General features: G+C 44.2%; 15 protein-coding genes and 1 pseudogene. 8 read left to right on the plus strand and 8 right to left on the minus strand.

The window, feature by feature from the left end:
* Window positions 1-394: 394 nt before the first annotated feature.
* Entirely contained in the window at window positions 395-1,675 is a 1,281-nt protein-coding gene (serS, locus tag ACSQ8P_RS25035; RefSeq protein ID WP_436237672.1) for a serine--tRNA ligase, read from the minus strand.
* Between serS and ACSQ8P_RS25040 the strand changes: the two genes are divergently transcribed.
* The gene (locus ACSQ8P_RS25040; RefSeq protein ID WP_436237673.1) at window positions 1,637-1,897 is read left to right on the plus strand and encodes a hypothetical protein; all 261 of its coding nucleotides are present in this window, start codon (window positions 1,637-1,639) and stop codon (window positions 1,895-1,897) included. The two genes, serS and ACSQ8P_RS25040, sit on opposite strands and share 39 nt — an antisense overlap.
* 78 nt (window positions 1,898-1,975) lie before the next feature.
* Here ACSQ8P_RS25040 and pfkA read toward each other — a convergent pair whose 3' ends face one another.
* The 4 genes from pfkA to ACSQ8P_RS25060 are packed head-to-tail and all read right to left on the minus strand — an operon-like array spanning window position 1,976 to window position 5,026.
* Window positions 1,976-2,944, minus strand: coding sequence for a 6-phosphofructokinase (gene pfkA, locus ACSQ8P_RS25045; RefSeq protein WP_057310643.1), 969 nt, complete (start codon window positions 2,942-2,944; stop codon window positions 1,976-1,978).
* 37 nt (window positions 2,945-2,981) lie between these two features.
* Window positions 2,982-4,007, minus strand: coding sequence for a tetraprenyl-beta-curcumene synthase family protein (locus ACSQ8P_RS25050; RefSeq protein ID WP_436239597.1), 1,026 nt, complete (start codon window positions 4,005-4,007; stop codon window positions 2,982-2,984).
* Between the two features lie 43 nt (window positions 4,008-4,050).
* Window positions 4,051-4,683 (minus strand): hypothetical protein, encoded by a 633-nt coding sequence (locus ACSQ8P_RS25055; RefSeq protein ID WP_436237674.1) that lies wholly within the window; start codon window positions 4,681-4,683, stop codon window positions 4,051-4,053.
* Window positions 4,684-4,711: 28 nt separating this feature from the next.
* Window positions 4,712-5,026, minus strand: a complete 315-nt coding sequence (locus ACSQ8P_RS25060) for a hypothetical protein (protein ID WP_173116444.1) — start codon at window positions 5,024-5,026, stop codon at window positions 4,712-4,714.
* A gap of 170 nt (window positions 5,027-5,196) precedes the next feature.
* Here ACSQ8P_RS25060 and ACSQ8P_RS25065 point away from each other — a divergent pair, with 170 nt between their 5' ends.
* The 3 genes from ACSQ8P_RS25065 (at window position 5,197) to ACSQ8P_RS25075 (ending at window position 8,532) form a co-directional block, all read left to right on the plus strand.
* The gene (locus ACSQ8P_RS25065) at window positions 5,197-6,531 is read left to right on the plus strand and encodes a multi antimicrobial extrusion protein MatE (protein WP_436237675.1); all 1,335 of its coding nucleotides are present in this window, start codon (window positions 5,197-5,199) and stop codon (window positions 6,529-6,531) included.
* Window positions 6,532-6,551: 20 nt separating this feature from the next.
* Entirely contained in the window at window positions 6,552-7,730 is a 1,179-nt protein-coding gene (locus tag ACSQ8P_RS25070) for an MFS transporter (protein WP_436237676.1), read from the plus strand.
* Between the two features lie 154 nt (window positions 7,731-7,884).
* Window positions 7,885-8,532, plus strand: coding sequence for a nitroreductase family protein (locus ACSQ8P_RS25075; protein ID WP_436239598.1), 648 nt, complete (start codon window positions 7,885-7,887; stop codon window positions 8,530-8,532).
* Window positions 8,533-8,579: 47 nt separating this feature from the next.
* Here the strand turns inward: ACSQ8P_RS25075 and ACSQ8P_RS25080 are convergent, their stop codons facing one another.
* A complete protein-coding gene (locus ACSQ8P_RS25080) occupies window positions 8,580-10,805 on the minus strand; it encodes an MMPL family transporter (RefSeq protein ID WP_436237677.1) in 2,226 nt (741 codons plus the stop codon).
* Between the two features lie 122 nt (window positions 10,806-10,927).
* Here ACSQ8P_RS25080 and ACSQ8P_RS25085 point away from each other — a divergent pair, with 122 nt between their 5' ends.
* Window positions 10,928-11,548 carry a TetR/AcrR family transcriptional regulator gene (locus ACSQ8P_RS25085; protein WP_436237678.1) on the plus strand — a complete coding sequence of 207 codons (621 nt, stop codon included), beginning with the start codon at window positions 10,928-10,930 and terminating at the stop codon, window positions 11,546-11,548.
* Between the two features lie 129 nt (window positions 11,549-11,677).
* Here ACSQ8P_RS25085 and ACSQ8P_RS25090 read toward each other — a convergent pair whose 3' ends face one another.
* Complete coding sequence (locus ACSQ8P_RS25090) at window positions 11,678-11,875, minus strand: cold shock domain-containing protein (RefSeq protein ID WP_028556542.1); 198 nt, start codon at window positions 11,873-11,875, stop codon at window positions 11,678-11,680.
* A 139-nt stretch (window positions 11,876-12,014) separates the two neighbouring features.
* Complete coding sequence (locus ACSQ8P_RS25095; protein ID WP_436237679.1) at window positions 12,015-12,719, minus strand: class I SAM-dependent methyltransferase; 705 nt, start codon at window positions 12,717-12,719, stop codon at window positions 12,015-12,017.
* A 188-nt stretch (window positions 12,720-12,907) separates the two neighbouring features.
* Between ACSQ8P_RS25095 and ACSQ8P_RS25100 the strand changes: the two genes are divergently transcribed.
* From ACSQ8P_RS25100 to ACSQ8P_RS25110, 3 genes and pseudogenes are all read left to right on the plus strand, one after another.
* Window positions 12,908-13,153, plus strand: coding sequence for a hypothetical protein (locus ACSQ8P_RS25100; protein ID WP_436237680.1), 246 nt, complete (start codon window positions 12,908-12,910; stop codon window positions 13,151-13,153).
* Between the two features lie 382 nt (window positions 13,154-13,535).
* Window positions 13,536-14,177 (plus strand): annotated as a pseudogene (locus ACSQ8P_RS25105) (TerC family protein); the annotation flags it as partial.
* Window positions 14,178-14,454: 277 nt separating this feature from the next.
* Window positions 14,455-14,637, plus strand: a complete 183-nt coding sequence (locus tag ACSQ8P_RS25110) for a hypothetical protein (protein ID WP_028556538.1) — start codon at window positions 14,455-14,457, stop codon at window positions 14,635-14,637.
* Window positions 14,638-14,862: the final 225 nt, after the last annotated feature.

Raw genomic sequence — 14,862 nt, forward strand, 5'->3', positions numbered from 1 at the left:
TATTGTGGCAATTCACTCAAATAAAGATCATATTTAGCTGAATAGCATCAGCCGTGGCCGTTAGAGTTTTAAACCGTCATATTTAGACCAAATAGCGTCACCTATGTCCGTTAACCTATAAGTTGGGGAGTTGGGGAGTTGGGGAGCTGGGAACTTAGGAACTTAGGAACTTAGGAACTTAGGAACTTGGGAACTTGGGAACTTGGGAACTTGGGAACTTGGGAACTTGGGAACTTGGGAACTTGGGAACTTGGGAACTTAGGAGTTGGTGACCTCGGAAACTCCTACGTCCCTAAGTCACTAATCCTTCGCTTCTTAGTCAATTCCAAAACGCCGCTTCCAACAAAAAGCCCCTTATCCTATTGAAACACTTAGGATAAGGGGCTTTCTATTATTAAACGCTAATGGCTTCCAGTCCTCGCATATACGGTCGCAACGCAGGGGGGATATAAATCGAGCCATCTGCCTGTTGGTGATTTTCAAGCAATGGAATAAGGATCCGCGGCGATGCAACAGCTGTATTATTCAGTGTGTAGCAATAGCGTAACACACCTTCCTGATCCCGATAGCGCAAATTACTGCGTCTAGCTTGGAAATCCAGCAGGCTCGACGACGAATGCGTTTCGCCGTATGCCCCTCGGCTAGGCATCCATGTTTCAATGTCGAATTGTTTGTAGTTTTTAGCCCCCATGTCCCCCGAACACACCGCTACAACACGATAAGGTAATTCTAGACATGCGAGTAAATCTTCAGCATTTTGTGTGATCAACTGCAGCATGCGATCTGCTTCATCCGTATTATTTTCACAGAGGATCACTTGCTCAACCTTCGCGAATTGATGGACACGATATAAGCCCCTGACATCTCTTCCCGCTGAGCCCGTTTCTTTCCGGAAGCAATTCGACACGGCTGCTAACTGAATTGGTCCCTCCGATAAATCGACGATCTCTCCCGCATAGTACGAAACTAATGGGCCTTCCGAAGTACCGACTAACCATGTGTTGTCCTCAGGAAGCTCATACGTTTGATCTTTACCTGTTGGAAAGAAAGCCGCATTCAGCAGAGTTTCCTCCCGCACCATGAGCGGCACATCCATGACGGTGAAGCCACGATCCGTTAACAGGTCTACGGCTAGTTGTTGGACAGCCCTGTGCAAATAAAGTCCCATTCCTTTGAGATAATAATTGCGGCTGCCTGCAATCTTAACTCCTCTAGCAACATCGATCATATTTAGTGCTTCACCAAGCTGAAGGTGATCTCTCATCTCGAATTCAAAAGTTGGCTTATCGCCAACGACCTTCACCTCAATGTTCTCTTGATCGCTCGCACCTATTGGTGTATCCGGCGAGGCTATATTCGGTATCTTCAGCATGAGCTCCTTGAACCTTTGTTCACACACCGCTAATTCCTCTTCCAGAGTCGACAATCGCTGATTCCAGCCGCGAACTTGATCCTTCAAGCTTTCTGCCTCAGCGGTCTTCCTCTGCGTCATTAGTGACGCTATTTGCTCCGAAGCACGATTGCGATCTGCTCGCAGCAGATCGACTTGGCCCAGCAATTCCCTTTTCTTCTCATCGACTACGAGCACTTCCTCAACGTGGCATTCTACACCTTTTAGAATAGCTGCTGCTTTTACGTGATCTGGGTTATTTCGAATCCATTTGATATCCAGCATGTTCCGTCACCGCTTCCTCTTCGTATATGTGAAAAAGACAAAAAACGCCCTCAGTCCGATTGGGACGAGGAGCGTTCTGCTCGCGGTGCCACCCAACTTGATGATGACATGAATGGTCATCATCCGCTTGGTTCCGCGATAACGGGCGGTGCCGGTTTATTTAGAGAAGGACCTTACATCCTTCCGATCATGAACGTCTCCGAGTTGGAAGCTCTTCATTGACATGATGTCGATTTATACGTTGTTCGCTATTATAGCCGAAATGCAAATGAAGATCAACATCTATTCACAAAATCAGGCTTACTGGGACAACCGACTAGCCAATTCATAAAGCTCCATGTTAAAGGTACGTTTCGTGTTCACAACAAGATCGATATCCGTTGCCACAAGCTCACCTTTGATAATACCGCAAGCTTTGGAAGAATCACCCTCCATCAGTTTGCGAACAGCAAAATCACCTAGACGACTTGCCAAAATACGGTCATTATGCGTTGGCGCACCACCGCGTTGAATATGACCAAGAACGGTCACACGAGGTTCAATCCCGTTGGTTTCTGTGATCTGCTTCGCAATTCCTTCACCAGTTCCTGCTCCTTCAGCAACAAGGATAATACTGTGACGCTTGCCATGGTTGAAGTTATCCTTCATCCGATTAGCTACCTCTGTAACATCCACATCCACCTCTGGCACAATAATGGTTTCAGCACCGCTGGCAAGTCCCGCATACAAGGCAATTTCACCACAATGACGTCCCATAACCTCGACAACTGATGAACGTTCATGAGATGTCATCGTATCCCGCAGCTTATTAATCGCATCTACGACGATACTAACAGCTGTATCGAATCCAATTGTAAAATCAGTGAATGGGATGTCATTGTCGATCGTGCCCGGTAGGCCCATCGTTTTGATACCCAGCTTGCTAAGCTTGTTCGCTCCTTGATAGGAACCATCTCCACCAATAACAACTAAGCCGTCAATCCCGCGTTTCCGCAAGTTGTCTGCACCGATTTGTTGTCCTTCAGGAGTCATAAATTCTTTACAACGAGCCGTTTGGAGAATCGTTCCTCCACGTTGAATGATGTCACCTACGCTGCGCAAATCCATTTTACGGATATCATCGTTAATAAGACCTTGATACCCGCGCTGAACGGCATACACTTCGAGCCCATGGTATAATGCACTTCGAACAACCGCTCGAACTGCTGCATTCATCCCCTGAGAATCTCCTCCACTGGTTAAAACGGCAATTGATTTTACTGCTGACATGTTAAATTTCCTCCTTCATAATTCTTGTGAATGACATTCATGATGTCGTACGGATGTACATGCTATTTATCCAGAAAAAAAGCCTGGTTAAAGGACTGTTTTTCATCAGACGCTTTGAGATTTTCTTCACTTGGTGTTGACTGTTGACCTTAGGGTCAGATAAATAAAGAGCAAGCAAACCTTCGATTATCATACGATGAAATCTCGGATGTTCCAAGAACAAAATTTTACTTCTCGCCTCTTGGACAATGAAAGCGATACGCTCTACGGTTGTATCTAACGAATCGTAGTAGGTACAGAAATTCAGGTCTCCACCTTCAATATCTTCTTCTTGATCAATTAAATAATCGAGTAAGATATGAAGTCCACACACATAAGGAAAATAAGCTTCCCGAATGGATTCCACCTGCTTGTCCGTCAGTATCGGATCACACGCAGCTAAAAATAACATAAACATACCCAAGGTTGAGCCCGTTGCAGCCGCAAACTCATTCCAATCGATCTGGCTATACTTATGGTGGTAATAATCCCACCATTGATGCAGCTGTGGCTCGCGTAAATCCTTACGAATATGCTTGTACACCTGTAAATCACAGTATAAGCCAACAAACTCTTTTACCTGATCAGCCACTTTCAAGTACGATGGCATCTGGCTAATCGAAGTCTGGCATTGCTGAACAAGATCTCTTAAATAGCCGCCGTCTTCTTTCTCATCTCTGAACGCATAGTAGTCATGCAGAGGCTTCGCAGGATCAACCGCATCTAGCATGGATTGATGCAATTGCCGAAAATCCTTAGGATCAAGCGACGTACTTCGATCACATAAATTATCCAAGTAGTCACTGATCGACTGGAATGCAACGATAAGTGGAATAAGCACATGGCGCATCGATAAATGAGCAGCTGCATACACAGCTCCTCCTTGACAATGGAACTGCTTCGTTGCAATGCTTGCTAGCGCTTGGGTACGAAGCTCTTCATCGGGAATATTCGCCGCTTTACTTTTCCAGAAGATCAATTGCTCATTGACACCGGGTAAAATATAACGATATACACTGATCATTAATCGGATGGGCCCCTGCGGTACCTTCGCATGGCTTCTTAATCTACTTTTGTCCAATTGCTTCAAGTAAACTTCCTCCACAACTTTGTTCATAGCAGAATTGAAGTAACAATTGCATTTCAGATCGCTGTATTTGGCGTAACCAACTATCAACTGTAGGATTCTGAACAAGCGATACCTGAATTTCAATCACATCAATAAATACATATGGATTCCAAACTGGCGATGTTACAAGTACTTCAAGCTTATGTCGAAGAGCTTCATTTTCCAATTCCATGAAGTCTTTGAGCGATAGATTATCTCTTACACATTGGATTAGATTAGAAAAGATAGGATGATGACCAACATCGTTAAACCAGTATTTCGCATTACTATAGTCGCCTTCCATCCGATGCATAAGGGCATGCCAGTAACTTCCGGTTGGATTCGTAATTTCCTGCGATATATCATGAGATTTATCCAGGCTTTCATTTAGAAGAAACAGGCCTGCTTTAATGGCTAACCCATAGGGCTGCTGTTCAGGACTTCCTTCCGTAATCAACGCCGTAGAGAGTTCTTCGATCCGTGCATCCATCGCAACGTCCCACTCTTCAATTGGATAAAGCGCAGGGAGATGTTCCAGAAGTGGTTTCGCTATCGTTCCTAGCCAGTTATTCCCATCCTTATTGCTATGCATGCAGTCATTCTCCCTTCATTGACAACCATTAATGGTGGGTTTTTGATTCCAAATCCTGATTAGTTCGAAACCAGAGATGAAGATCATTTATGATTGAAGCCAAGTCAGCAATATCGGAATTCAAACGGCAGGAGGTTACAAAATCGTCTTCCTTATCGAGTTTATTTTGCTTTTCAATGATTTGTGCTTCCAATTTCATGATACGATCCGGAATAACGCCTCGAATTTGTTCCCACTGTAATAAAAGATTTATGCGAACTGCAGCATCATACATATCCCACTCCAATTCCAAAACGGGAATCTCAATGCCGAGTCTCTCATCATACTGAAAATAGCTGTTCATTCCTATGTACCTCCTTGCAGGCAAAGCTGTCAGTCATGTTCAAGAAACATTCTACCTTTAAATGTATCACTTCAAACCTTCGGTTTCCAGTTAAAATTGTATGTTATCCTGAATTCATTTTCTGATATACTTAAGAAATGTTTTGCAAAACGCGAAGGAGTGCGATTTGGATGAATGCTAAGTCACTAAAGGAAACCATCACATGGAAACAGCTCATCTCCTTTTTCCTCCCCCTCGGACTTTCTGCAACGCTTGTAACCCTCTCGCATGTTATTATTAATAGCACATTGGCAAGGGCTGATAATCCCGAGCTCGTCATCGCCAGCTATGCCATCCCCCTAAGTCTACTAGGACTGACTGAAAGACCCGTTGTATTGCTACGACAAGCCTGCTCTGCACTCGTCAGGGATCGGGTTTCGTTCCGCGCCATGGGCGTTGTCAGCTCATATGTCTTTGCCTGTATCATCCTGCTTGGTCTCATTCTCTGTTATACACCGGTTGGAGAATGGGTGTTTCTTTATTTTTTCGGCGTAGAACGTGAAATGCTTGCTGCTACATTAAGTGTTTACCGTATCCTCATGTACGTAAGCATCTTCTCTGGTCTGCGTTGTTTATTTCACGGGATTATCATTTTCAATATGCGTACCAAATGGCTCACCATCGGCATGGGCGTACGGATTATCGCGATGTATTTCTTATCTTTATATTTCATTACAACGGATAACGTCTCTAGCGGTAAAGTGGGTGCCATAATCTTCCTTGTTGGCATGGTCATTGAAGCAGCTGTTGCAATTTGGGAGGGTACAAGCTTACTCAAGCATGTTATTCCGGAGAAAGCGCCTAATCATCCGATTGAGACGAAGCAGCAAATTTTCAGTTTTTATAAGCCGCTATTATATTCATCAGTTATCGCAGTCATTATTGGACCATCTATTAATGCCATGTTAGGCAAAACAACACATATCCATCTAGCCATCTCGTCCTTTGCGATCGCTGGATCCTTAACTCAGTTAGTGATGAGTTTCTTCTCATACATACATCAAATCGTCTTGAATTTCTATCGTAAAGATGCTGCGCGAGTCAAAAAATTCATTCTCCTGCTCAGCTTCATTCCAGGAACACTAATAGCCATACTGGCTTATACACCGATCGGTCCTTGGTTTATGACTCATGTCATGGGTGTAAATGCGGAGCTGCGGCAAGCCAGTCTGAGTGCAATGCGAATTTTCATGATCATGACGATTGTATTCCCATGGCTTGATTATATGAATGGAATTATTATGCTGCGCGGCCAAACAAAAATCATGGTTTTCTCGCAATCTGCGAATGCTACTATAACGGTATTCACTTTATTCGTTGCCATTGCAACGGTTCCAGACTGGAATGGGATGATTGGGGCGCTGGCACAATCAGTGGGCATGTTGGCAGAACTGCTTGTCGTCATCTATGTGCTCAAACGAACTAATGATGTGCAACAACCTAATCAACCTCAAGAAAATATGTAACGAAATGGTGATGATTACGCTTGTCAAATTCAAATGCGATTGATAGAAATGATCGATTGCTCAAAATGTTTACTTTTTCTTTTTTTATGACGATGGGGATTGTTGTGACTTTTTTCCCGCTTTATTTCGATTATAAAGGCTATTCTAAGATCCAAATCGGCTTGCTCTACGCCATTGGACCACTGATCGGCATTGCAACCAACCTGTTGTGGGGATTTCTGAGCGACCGATTTCAAACGGTAAAAAAGATCATGATTATTCTGATCCTCGGTCAGCTCGTCACTGCCGTCTTAGTATCTACCGCAGGCTGGTTTTCCCTGCTCTACGTCTGTTTGGCAGCGTTTTTCTTCTTCCAACAGCCAGTGAACTCCTTAAATGACAGTCAAGTCATGCTGCATATTCGATCTAGTGGGAAAAGCTATGCTTCCTTCCGCGTCTATGGCTCCATTGGCTTCGCACTTTCAGCTGGAGGCTTCGGTCTAATCTTACGAGCATATGGAACGGGACTTACACCTCTCTTGCTTTTTATAACGATAGGCTGTACATTAATCATTCTTTTTCTGCTGAAAGATACACGTTCAGGCGGCAAAAAAATGGCCTTTGGCGGCATGGTGAACATTATCCGTTCCAAAAAATTCATCTGGTTCCTTATACTTGTGATCATCATGTCGGTTTCACATCGGTTTAATGATGGCTTCTTAGCCCTGTATATGCGTCAGCTCGGCGCCTCAGATTCACTCATCGGTTACGCGTGGATGACATCAGCACTCAGTGAAATTCCTGTCTTTTTCTTTCTGAGCAAGCATGGGCATCGCTTCAAGGAATTGCCCTTACTTGCCTTTGCTGGTGTGATTTACGCTTTCCGCTTCGTCATGATGAGTTTCATCCAAGATCCAATTTGGATCATCGGCATTCAGCTTCTCCATAGCTTAACTTTCGGTGTTTTCCTTTTTACCGCGAATCGTTATTTGAGTCAAATTATTCCGGATGAGTACCGCTCTTCAGGTCAAGCCATATTCGCTGTGGCCTGGTCTAGTATAGCTGGTTTGATAAGCGGCACGGCTGGTGGATGGATCTATAACGAAGCTGGCGGAAGTACCGTTTATCTCATTGCAGCGTGCTTATCCACAACGTCTGCCATAGGCTTTCTGTGCACGTATTTGTTTCAAAAGAATGAGGAAGCTCTTCCTAGTCGATGATAAGAGAATCGTTATTTCCTTATAGTTTGAGCATATTGGGAGTAACGGCAGTTGTACTCCTTGTAGATCTCCCCTATAATAAGGATATAGTCTTAGTACCAAGTAATAAACCAAGATGAACATTATGAGCAGCAAAGGTAGGTACACATTTATTATGATGTATGAAGATTTCAAAACCATCGTTCTTGATCGACGCAGCATTCGCAACTTTACCGAGCAAACAGTCGCAGTTGAAGATATTCGCGAAATCATCGACTGTGCTCGTTATGCTCCCAGTGATACGAACTCACAAACATGGAAATTTATCGCCATTCGAAATACAGAGAAGATCAAACATATCGAGCAATTGACTTGGGACCAGTTGCATCTACGTGCCGCGGCTGCCGAGGAGAAAGGGCTATCTAGAGAAGCACGCATGCTGGTAAGATCCTTCGGACCTTATGCAACGGCCTTCTCGGACGCCCCTGTTCTCATCATTTGCTTGGCGACACCTTATGAATCCAAATTCCGTGATCGCATCTTTGACCCGATTCAATTGGTCGATGATCATGTTTGGGCCGAAGAAGGCATCAAGAGCTCTTGCCTAGCTTCGCAGAACCTTATGCTTGCTGCGCATGCTAGAGGGCTCGCTACTTGCCCTATGACAGGCCCTGTGCTGTTAGCACAGGATCAAATTCGAGCTTACCTGGAGATTCCAGCAGAGTACCAAATTAACATGGTCATTTCCCTTGGCTATCCGAAGGATAAACCTGGTAAAATGGCGCGTAAAGAAATTGACGATATTCTTGAAATCATCGACTAAAAGTAGAAGGAGCTGTCCGCGATTGCGGATAGCTCCTTTTTCCATACTTAATTCTTAGAACCAGACGCGAGTCGCGTCCGCTTCACTTCACTTGGCCAGAACACCGCATCTCCAAGCAGCATGGTGATGGACGGGACAAGGAACGGCCTTACGATGAAGGTATCTAATATAACACCGATGGCACAAATGACACCGAATTGCACAAGTACTTGAATCGGCAGCGAGGCTAATACTGCAAAAGTGCCTGCTAGAATCAAACCTGCCGATGTGATAACACTGCTTGTTGAGCTTACACCTAAACGAATCGCATCCTTTAGTTTCAATCGATCCTTTGCCTGCCAAATACTCGAAATCATGAAAATATTATAATCCTCACCTAACGCTACAAGGAATACGAATGCATACAGCGGAATTAATCCTTGGATTGCTGCTGTATCCATGAAATAGTGCAATATTAGCCACCCAGCACCTAGTGCAGAGTAATAGGAAAGCAGTACCGTTGCAATCAGATAGACGGTTGCAACAATGGAACGTAAATACACGAGTAAGAGGATCGCGATAACGGTGATAACCACAGGGATAACAATTTTCGTATCCCGCTCTACAACGGTTTTGGTGTCAAATTGGGTGGCAGTCTCTCCTCCAACCCACACCTGCGGGTTCGCTATCCCCGCTTCAATTAGCTTCTGTTCCAATGTACTTCGAATCTCAGGAATGCGATTGATGATATCCAAGTCGTACGGGTCTTGCTTAAAAATCAACTCATACGCCTTATAATTAGCATCCTTCTTACTATCCTCTGGTTTGCTCACCGATTCCACATAAGGTAACTTAGCAAGCGTTCCTTGAACATCCGCTGTCTTCCCTTCCGTATTAACAACCACTTTAACTGGCGCCAGGGATCCTGGTGAAACATGGTCTGATAACAAGCTAAAGCCTTCTCGTGACGGCATTGTGGAAGGGAACGATTCCAAAATATTATACGTAAACTTAATTTGTGGGGCAAAAGCTGCCAAGGCAATAAGAATGAATAATGAAATAGCGAGCACGCTTTTGGGTCTTTCCGTTACCACTCGCCCAAGCGCAGCATTCATGGCACCAATAGGCTTGTGCTCGCGTATGCGTTTCCCTTTGCGCGCTTCTTTCTCCGCTCGCATTTCTGCTGTCAAAGGAATGAACGGGTAGAAAGAAACACGTCCAATAATGGCAAGAAGCGCTGGGACAAGAGTCAGACTCGCAATGGCCATAATGAAGATTGCTACACTAAACGGAATCGCAAACCGATGATTGGAGCCATAATGAGCAAATAGTAAGCCCAGTAAGGAAACAATTACGGTGAGTCCACTCATCCCGATCGCCCCTGTTGAACCACCGAATGAAACACGAAGTGCGGAATATTTATCTTTCTCAATCAATAGTGCTTGTCGGTAGCGAGCCACGAAGAAGAGGCAATAATCCGTTCCTGCTCCGAACAATAGGACGGTCATAATGGAGATCGACTGCGCGTCTATCGTGATCCAACCTTGCTTGGCCATGAATCCAAGAATAGGTGAAATAACGCCATAAGCAAATCCTACGCCAATCAGTGGAATAATAGCCAGGATCGGCGAGCGATATAGTAAAATGAGAAGAACAAGAACAAGCAGCACCGTTGCTAACAACAGTGTAAAATCGGCTCCTTTGAATAGCGCCGTTGCATCCGTCTGAATGCCTACAGGGCCTGTAATTCGCGCATGCAAGCCATCTTCCTCTATTTTAGCTTCAAAGGGGTCACTGCCTAATTGACTTACGGTTATCTCCTCCAGCTTCTTCATTCCTTCCTGGAGGACTTCCGTTTCCGTCCCTTCGTTAAACGAAATCGGCAGGACGAGTATTTTGCCATCCTTGGATACCATGCCTTTTAGTGTAGGAGCTGGTATCTGATGCAAAGGGGGCAATCCCTTTTGAGCAGCTAACGGTGTATCTGTGAGCTGTTTCGTAACCTTTTGAACAGCTGCCAAATCTTGATCCGTCAGTCCTGATCCCCGATACCAAACAACGAGCGCTGGCACACCCTCATTACTTGGGAATTGTTCTTTCATCAACGCTGCTGCTTCGAGCGACCAAGAATCGGATGGCAGTTGCCTAGCAGCATTATTTTCTTGTGAATTGACGTTAGGTAAAAAGACAGATAATATGCCTGTAAGTAAAATCCAAATGGCCAATGTTACCCATTTACTGCGGCGACCGGCGACAATACCTCCTATTTTACTGAAAAAAGGATTTTCATGCATGACGTAGCCTCTCTCCTATAAAATGAAATAGTGATATAATTAATCTTGTAACAGAATTAATTATATATACTATATAGTTAATTAATCAAGTTATATTTAGAATCCTCTCAGGAGTGACACTTATGGAAAAAAAATCAAAGCCTCTCGGCAGACCACGCGTCTCCCAGGGAGACATGCCTCTTAATCAGAAAATTTTAATGACGGCTATTCCGTTGTTTTTGTCTCGGGGCTTCGAATCCGTCTCTATGGACGATATCGCCAAAGAATGCAAGGTAACGAAAGCATCTGTGTATTACTATTTCCCTTCCAAGTCCGACCTTCTTACAGCCTCCATGATTCAATTGATGGATAACGTAAGACGTGTAACCATTAAACGTTTAAGCGAGCCTGCTCCGCTTCGCGAAAGGCTTCTCGGTATTACAGAGGGACATCTGAAAGCGGTCGATTTCGACCTGCATTCGTTCATGCGCAAGATGGAAGCCACACTTTCCGAGGAGCAAATGAAAGCCATGCGCAAATCCGAACAAGGCATATTGGATGCGCTCGAAACAGAATTCCAAAAGTCGATTGACTCCGGGGAAATTGGTCCAGTCAATCCACGTGTGATAGCTCGTGCGTATACCTCACTCCTCATGATGGGACATGCGACTGATGGCGACGGTAATAAAATGTTTCCACATGAGGGGGAAGCCGCAACGCAAATTATCGACATTCTATGGCACGGCTTATACCCGCCGAAATAAGAAATTGATTAGGCAGCATCATTTGTCGTGATCTTCGAAGCAAACAAAAAAGACAGCCCCGAGTGAACTCGAGAACTGTCTTTATTGCTTGTGCTATGACACTATTTATAAGTAGGGAGTCCCAGAATCTTATAATTTGGTGACGTTAGCTGCTTGAGGACCACGGTTACCTTGAGTAATATCAAACTCAACGGATTGGCCTTCTTCTAATGTTTTGAATCCTTCGCCCTGAATTGCGGAGAAGTGAACGAATACATCGTCGCCTCCATCAACAGAAATAAAACCGTACCCTTTTTCTGCGTTAAACCATTTCACTGTACCCTTCAAATGAACAACCTCCTAAAAATATCGCCATCTATGGCGAATAAGGAAATTATACCATTTGAGTGGTGAAAAATCAACGGAAATTCCGAGGTGGATAAGCTGAAATTTGTTGATGTACCAAGGTTTTCCACTATGCAGAGGGCTACTTTTTTATGCTTAAAAATTGATGAGAATTAGGTAGAAAAGGTAGACTAGCCTCTCGCTTTTGAAGGGTAAATCCAGCCAACTCGAACTCATTGATTAGATCATGGAGACGAGAATATTCCTCTGTGCGGAAACTCATCAGCGGGTATATTCTTACCTCGCCACCTGGCTTGCAAACGCGAAGCAGCTCACGAACAGCTGCCAAATGAAACGCATAATCAAACTGCTCTTCATATAAAAAGAGAAAGTGACTGCACATCACGAGATCAAAGCTCTCCGCTTCGAATGGTAATGAAGGTAAAGCAGCTATATGATATCTGGCTGATCCTTCTGCGCTTGAGAAATCCTCAACAAAACGCTGAAGTGCATGAATACGTCCTGCCCGATGTTGCTCGACAGATCCGTAGAACGTCCAATCGTACACATCAGTTAATTTCGCCATCTTCGCTGCTACAAGCTCAATCTCTTGCATCCCATGCTCTGCAATGGCACTTGGCGACTTCGCATATAACGGATCAACCGCCTCTGCTTCAATCCCAAGCTGCCTAGCCTCTGCCGTAAACGAAGATGCGCCTCCGGCGACATCCAACACCCGTTTCCCAACCAGATCTGCCCTCTGCAACATAAACATTTTCTCATATTCCACATACGATCTCGAGGTCATTGCAACCCCAACTTGCTCATAAACACGCTTCTGTTCCATGCTCATCTCTCCTCGACTCGGCTCATAACCCCTTCCCTCTGGAAAGGATTAGGAGAATTCTATCACGAGAGATTCCCCAGCGCAACAAGAAAATAACGAAAAAACGATCCGCCTGTTTGGAAATAAAGGCATTTTATGATACCATTGTTTACATCTATAAGCTTATTACAGAAACGAGGAAAACAGCCATGTCGCATCAACCCTTCAAAAGACATACGATTTATAAAAAAGATAAATGGAACATGCTCAATGTCGAGGTGCAAGGCACCAAAATCGTCTTAACCGAGATTTCCGATCAATGGGGCGAAGAGTGCCACACCTTTATTGGTCGACCTGCCATGCTCCACTGGGCCAGCGAGCGTTTTGCTAAGGATAAATTCGATGGCACAGAAGAAGAATTGCAAGCTATTATGGATGCTTTTAAAAACGTATGAGAAAAACTTCTATCGAAGTCATTCGAAGATGAGCGACCGCGTTTTAAATGTAGTTTTTATCGCCAATAAGAATTTGTTCATCCTAGTACCGGAAACTTATAAATTCTTATGTGGTAAAAAAAATGAGGACTATTTTGAAACGTACCGCATATAATAAACGTATAATCTCATAGTAACACTCCAAAGGGGAGTAGCTGATACAGTAAAGTCGTCAATTCGGATCCTCATCAGATCCCGGCTTTATTGGCAACGACAACGTTGTTAGCAAGACCTTTGCCATGTTCATTGGTGAAGGTCTTTTTTGATGAATTAGAGCCTTCATCGGTCAAACGGTGCTGGGCTCTTTTTGCATCCAAAAAACCTTGAAGGAGTGTGTTCGCGTATGGATTGGTTGTCAACGGGCTTTTTCGTCTCTCTGCTAAGTATTATTCTGATTGACCTGGTGCTTGCTGGTGATAACGCGATTGTAATTGGGATGGCTGCACGTAATTTGAAAAAGGAAACACAAAAGAAGGTTATTCTCTGGGGCACGGTTGGCGCGATTATTATTCGTGCATTAGCTACACTTATTGTTGTAACGCTTCTTAAAATACCTGGACTGCTGCTTATCGGTGGTATCTTGCTGATATGGATTTCGTATAAGCTTCTGAGCGAAAAGAAAAATCATGAAAATATGCAAGTGAAAGACAGCATGTGGGCAGCTATTCGGACCATCATCATCGCAGATGCGGTCATGGGTTTAGATAATGTTATCGCGGTCGCTGGCGCGGCACACGGGAATTTCCTTCTCGTCATTATTGGTCTACTTGTCAGTGTTCCTATCGTGGTCTGGGGAAGCACCTTATTCATTAAATGGATTGAAAAGTACCCATCGATTATTTATATCGGAGCTGGCGTACTTGCACTTACCGCAGGAAAGATGATTACTGGCGAGAAATTCCTAGCCCCTTTCTTCGAATCCAACCCGTTAGGGAAATGGTTATTCATTGGCTTACTCGTCGTCCTCGTGCTTGGTGCAGGTAAATGGTCAAAGATGATTGGCTATCAGGTAAGTGTCGGGGATAGCGGGCAATTAACACTTCCCAAAGAACTTAGTGAAGAGGCACAAATTTCCCCTGAGGATCGTTATACGGTCAAAATGGATTCTCGCGGTAAGTTCATTCTTGTGAAAGAGGAAGATGATGAGACGACCCGAGATTCCATGCAGCATGCCGGTTGAAAAAGGAGTTTGACCCTGCGTAGCGAAAATTAGTATGATATGGAACAAGTATCATACTCTATAGGAAAAAGGATGATTTTCGATGACCGATTCTGGATCTATACTCACATTTGTAATTGTATCCTTTTGCCTGGCAATCATTTTGATTATGAAAAAAGACAGCCTTCCGGCACAAATGAAACGTTATCTGGCTTTGCTGGCGATTGTTATGGTTTCCATATCCTTCGTTCTCATCTTGCTTAGCTTCTTCCGAGCAGGAACTTGAAAATACTTCCATACGCGCTCGTCCATCGTGGACGGCAGAGTCGTTTGTTTTGTATAATAATAATTGAACAGGCAAACGGTCATACTAGGTGAAAACCATGGATTGGGATTTCAGTTAGAACATCCCTCATGGGAATATGCCGGGAGCGTGACTGCAATGCGCCTTCTTTATGTAACAGCTGTAATGGGCATTCTGCTTAGCACCATCCCCATAGCTGATTTACAC

The organism is Paenibacillus sp. LjRoot153 (assembly GCF_964253085.1).
Lineage (GTDB): Bacteria > Bacillota > Bacilli > Paenibacillales > NBRC-103111 > Paenibacillus_E.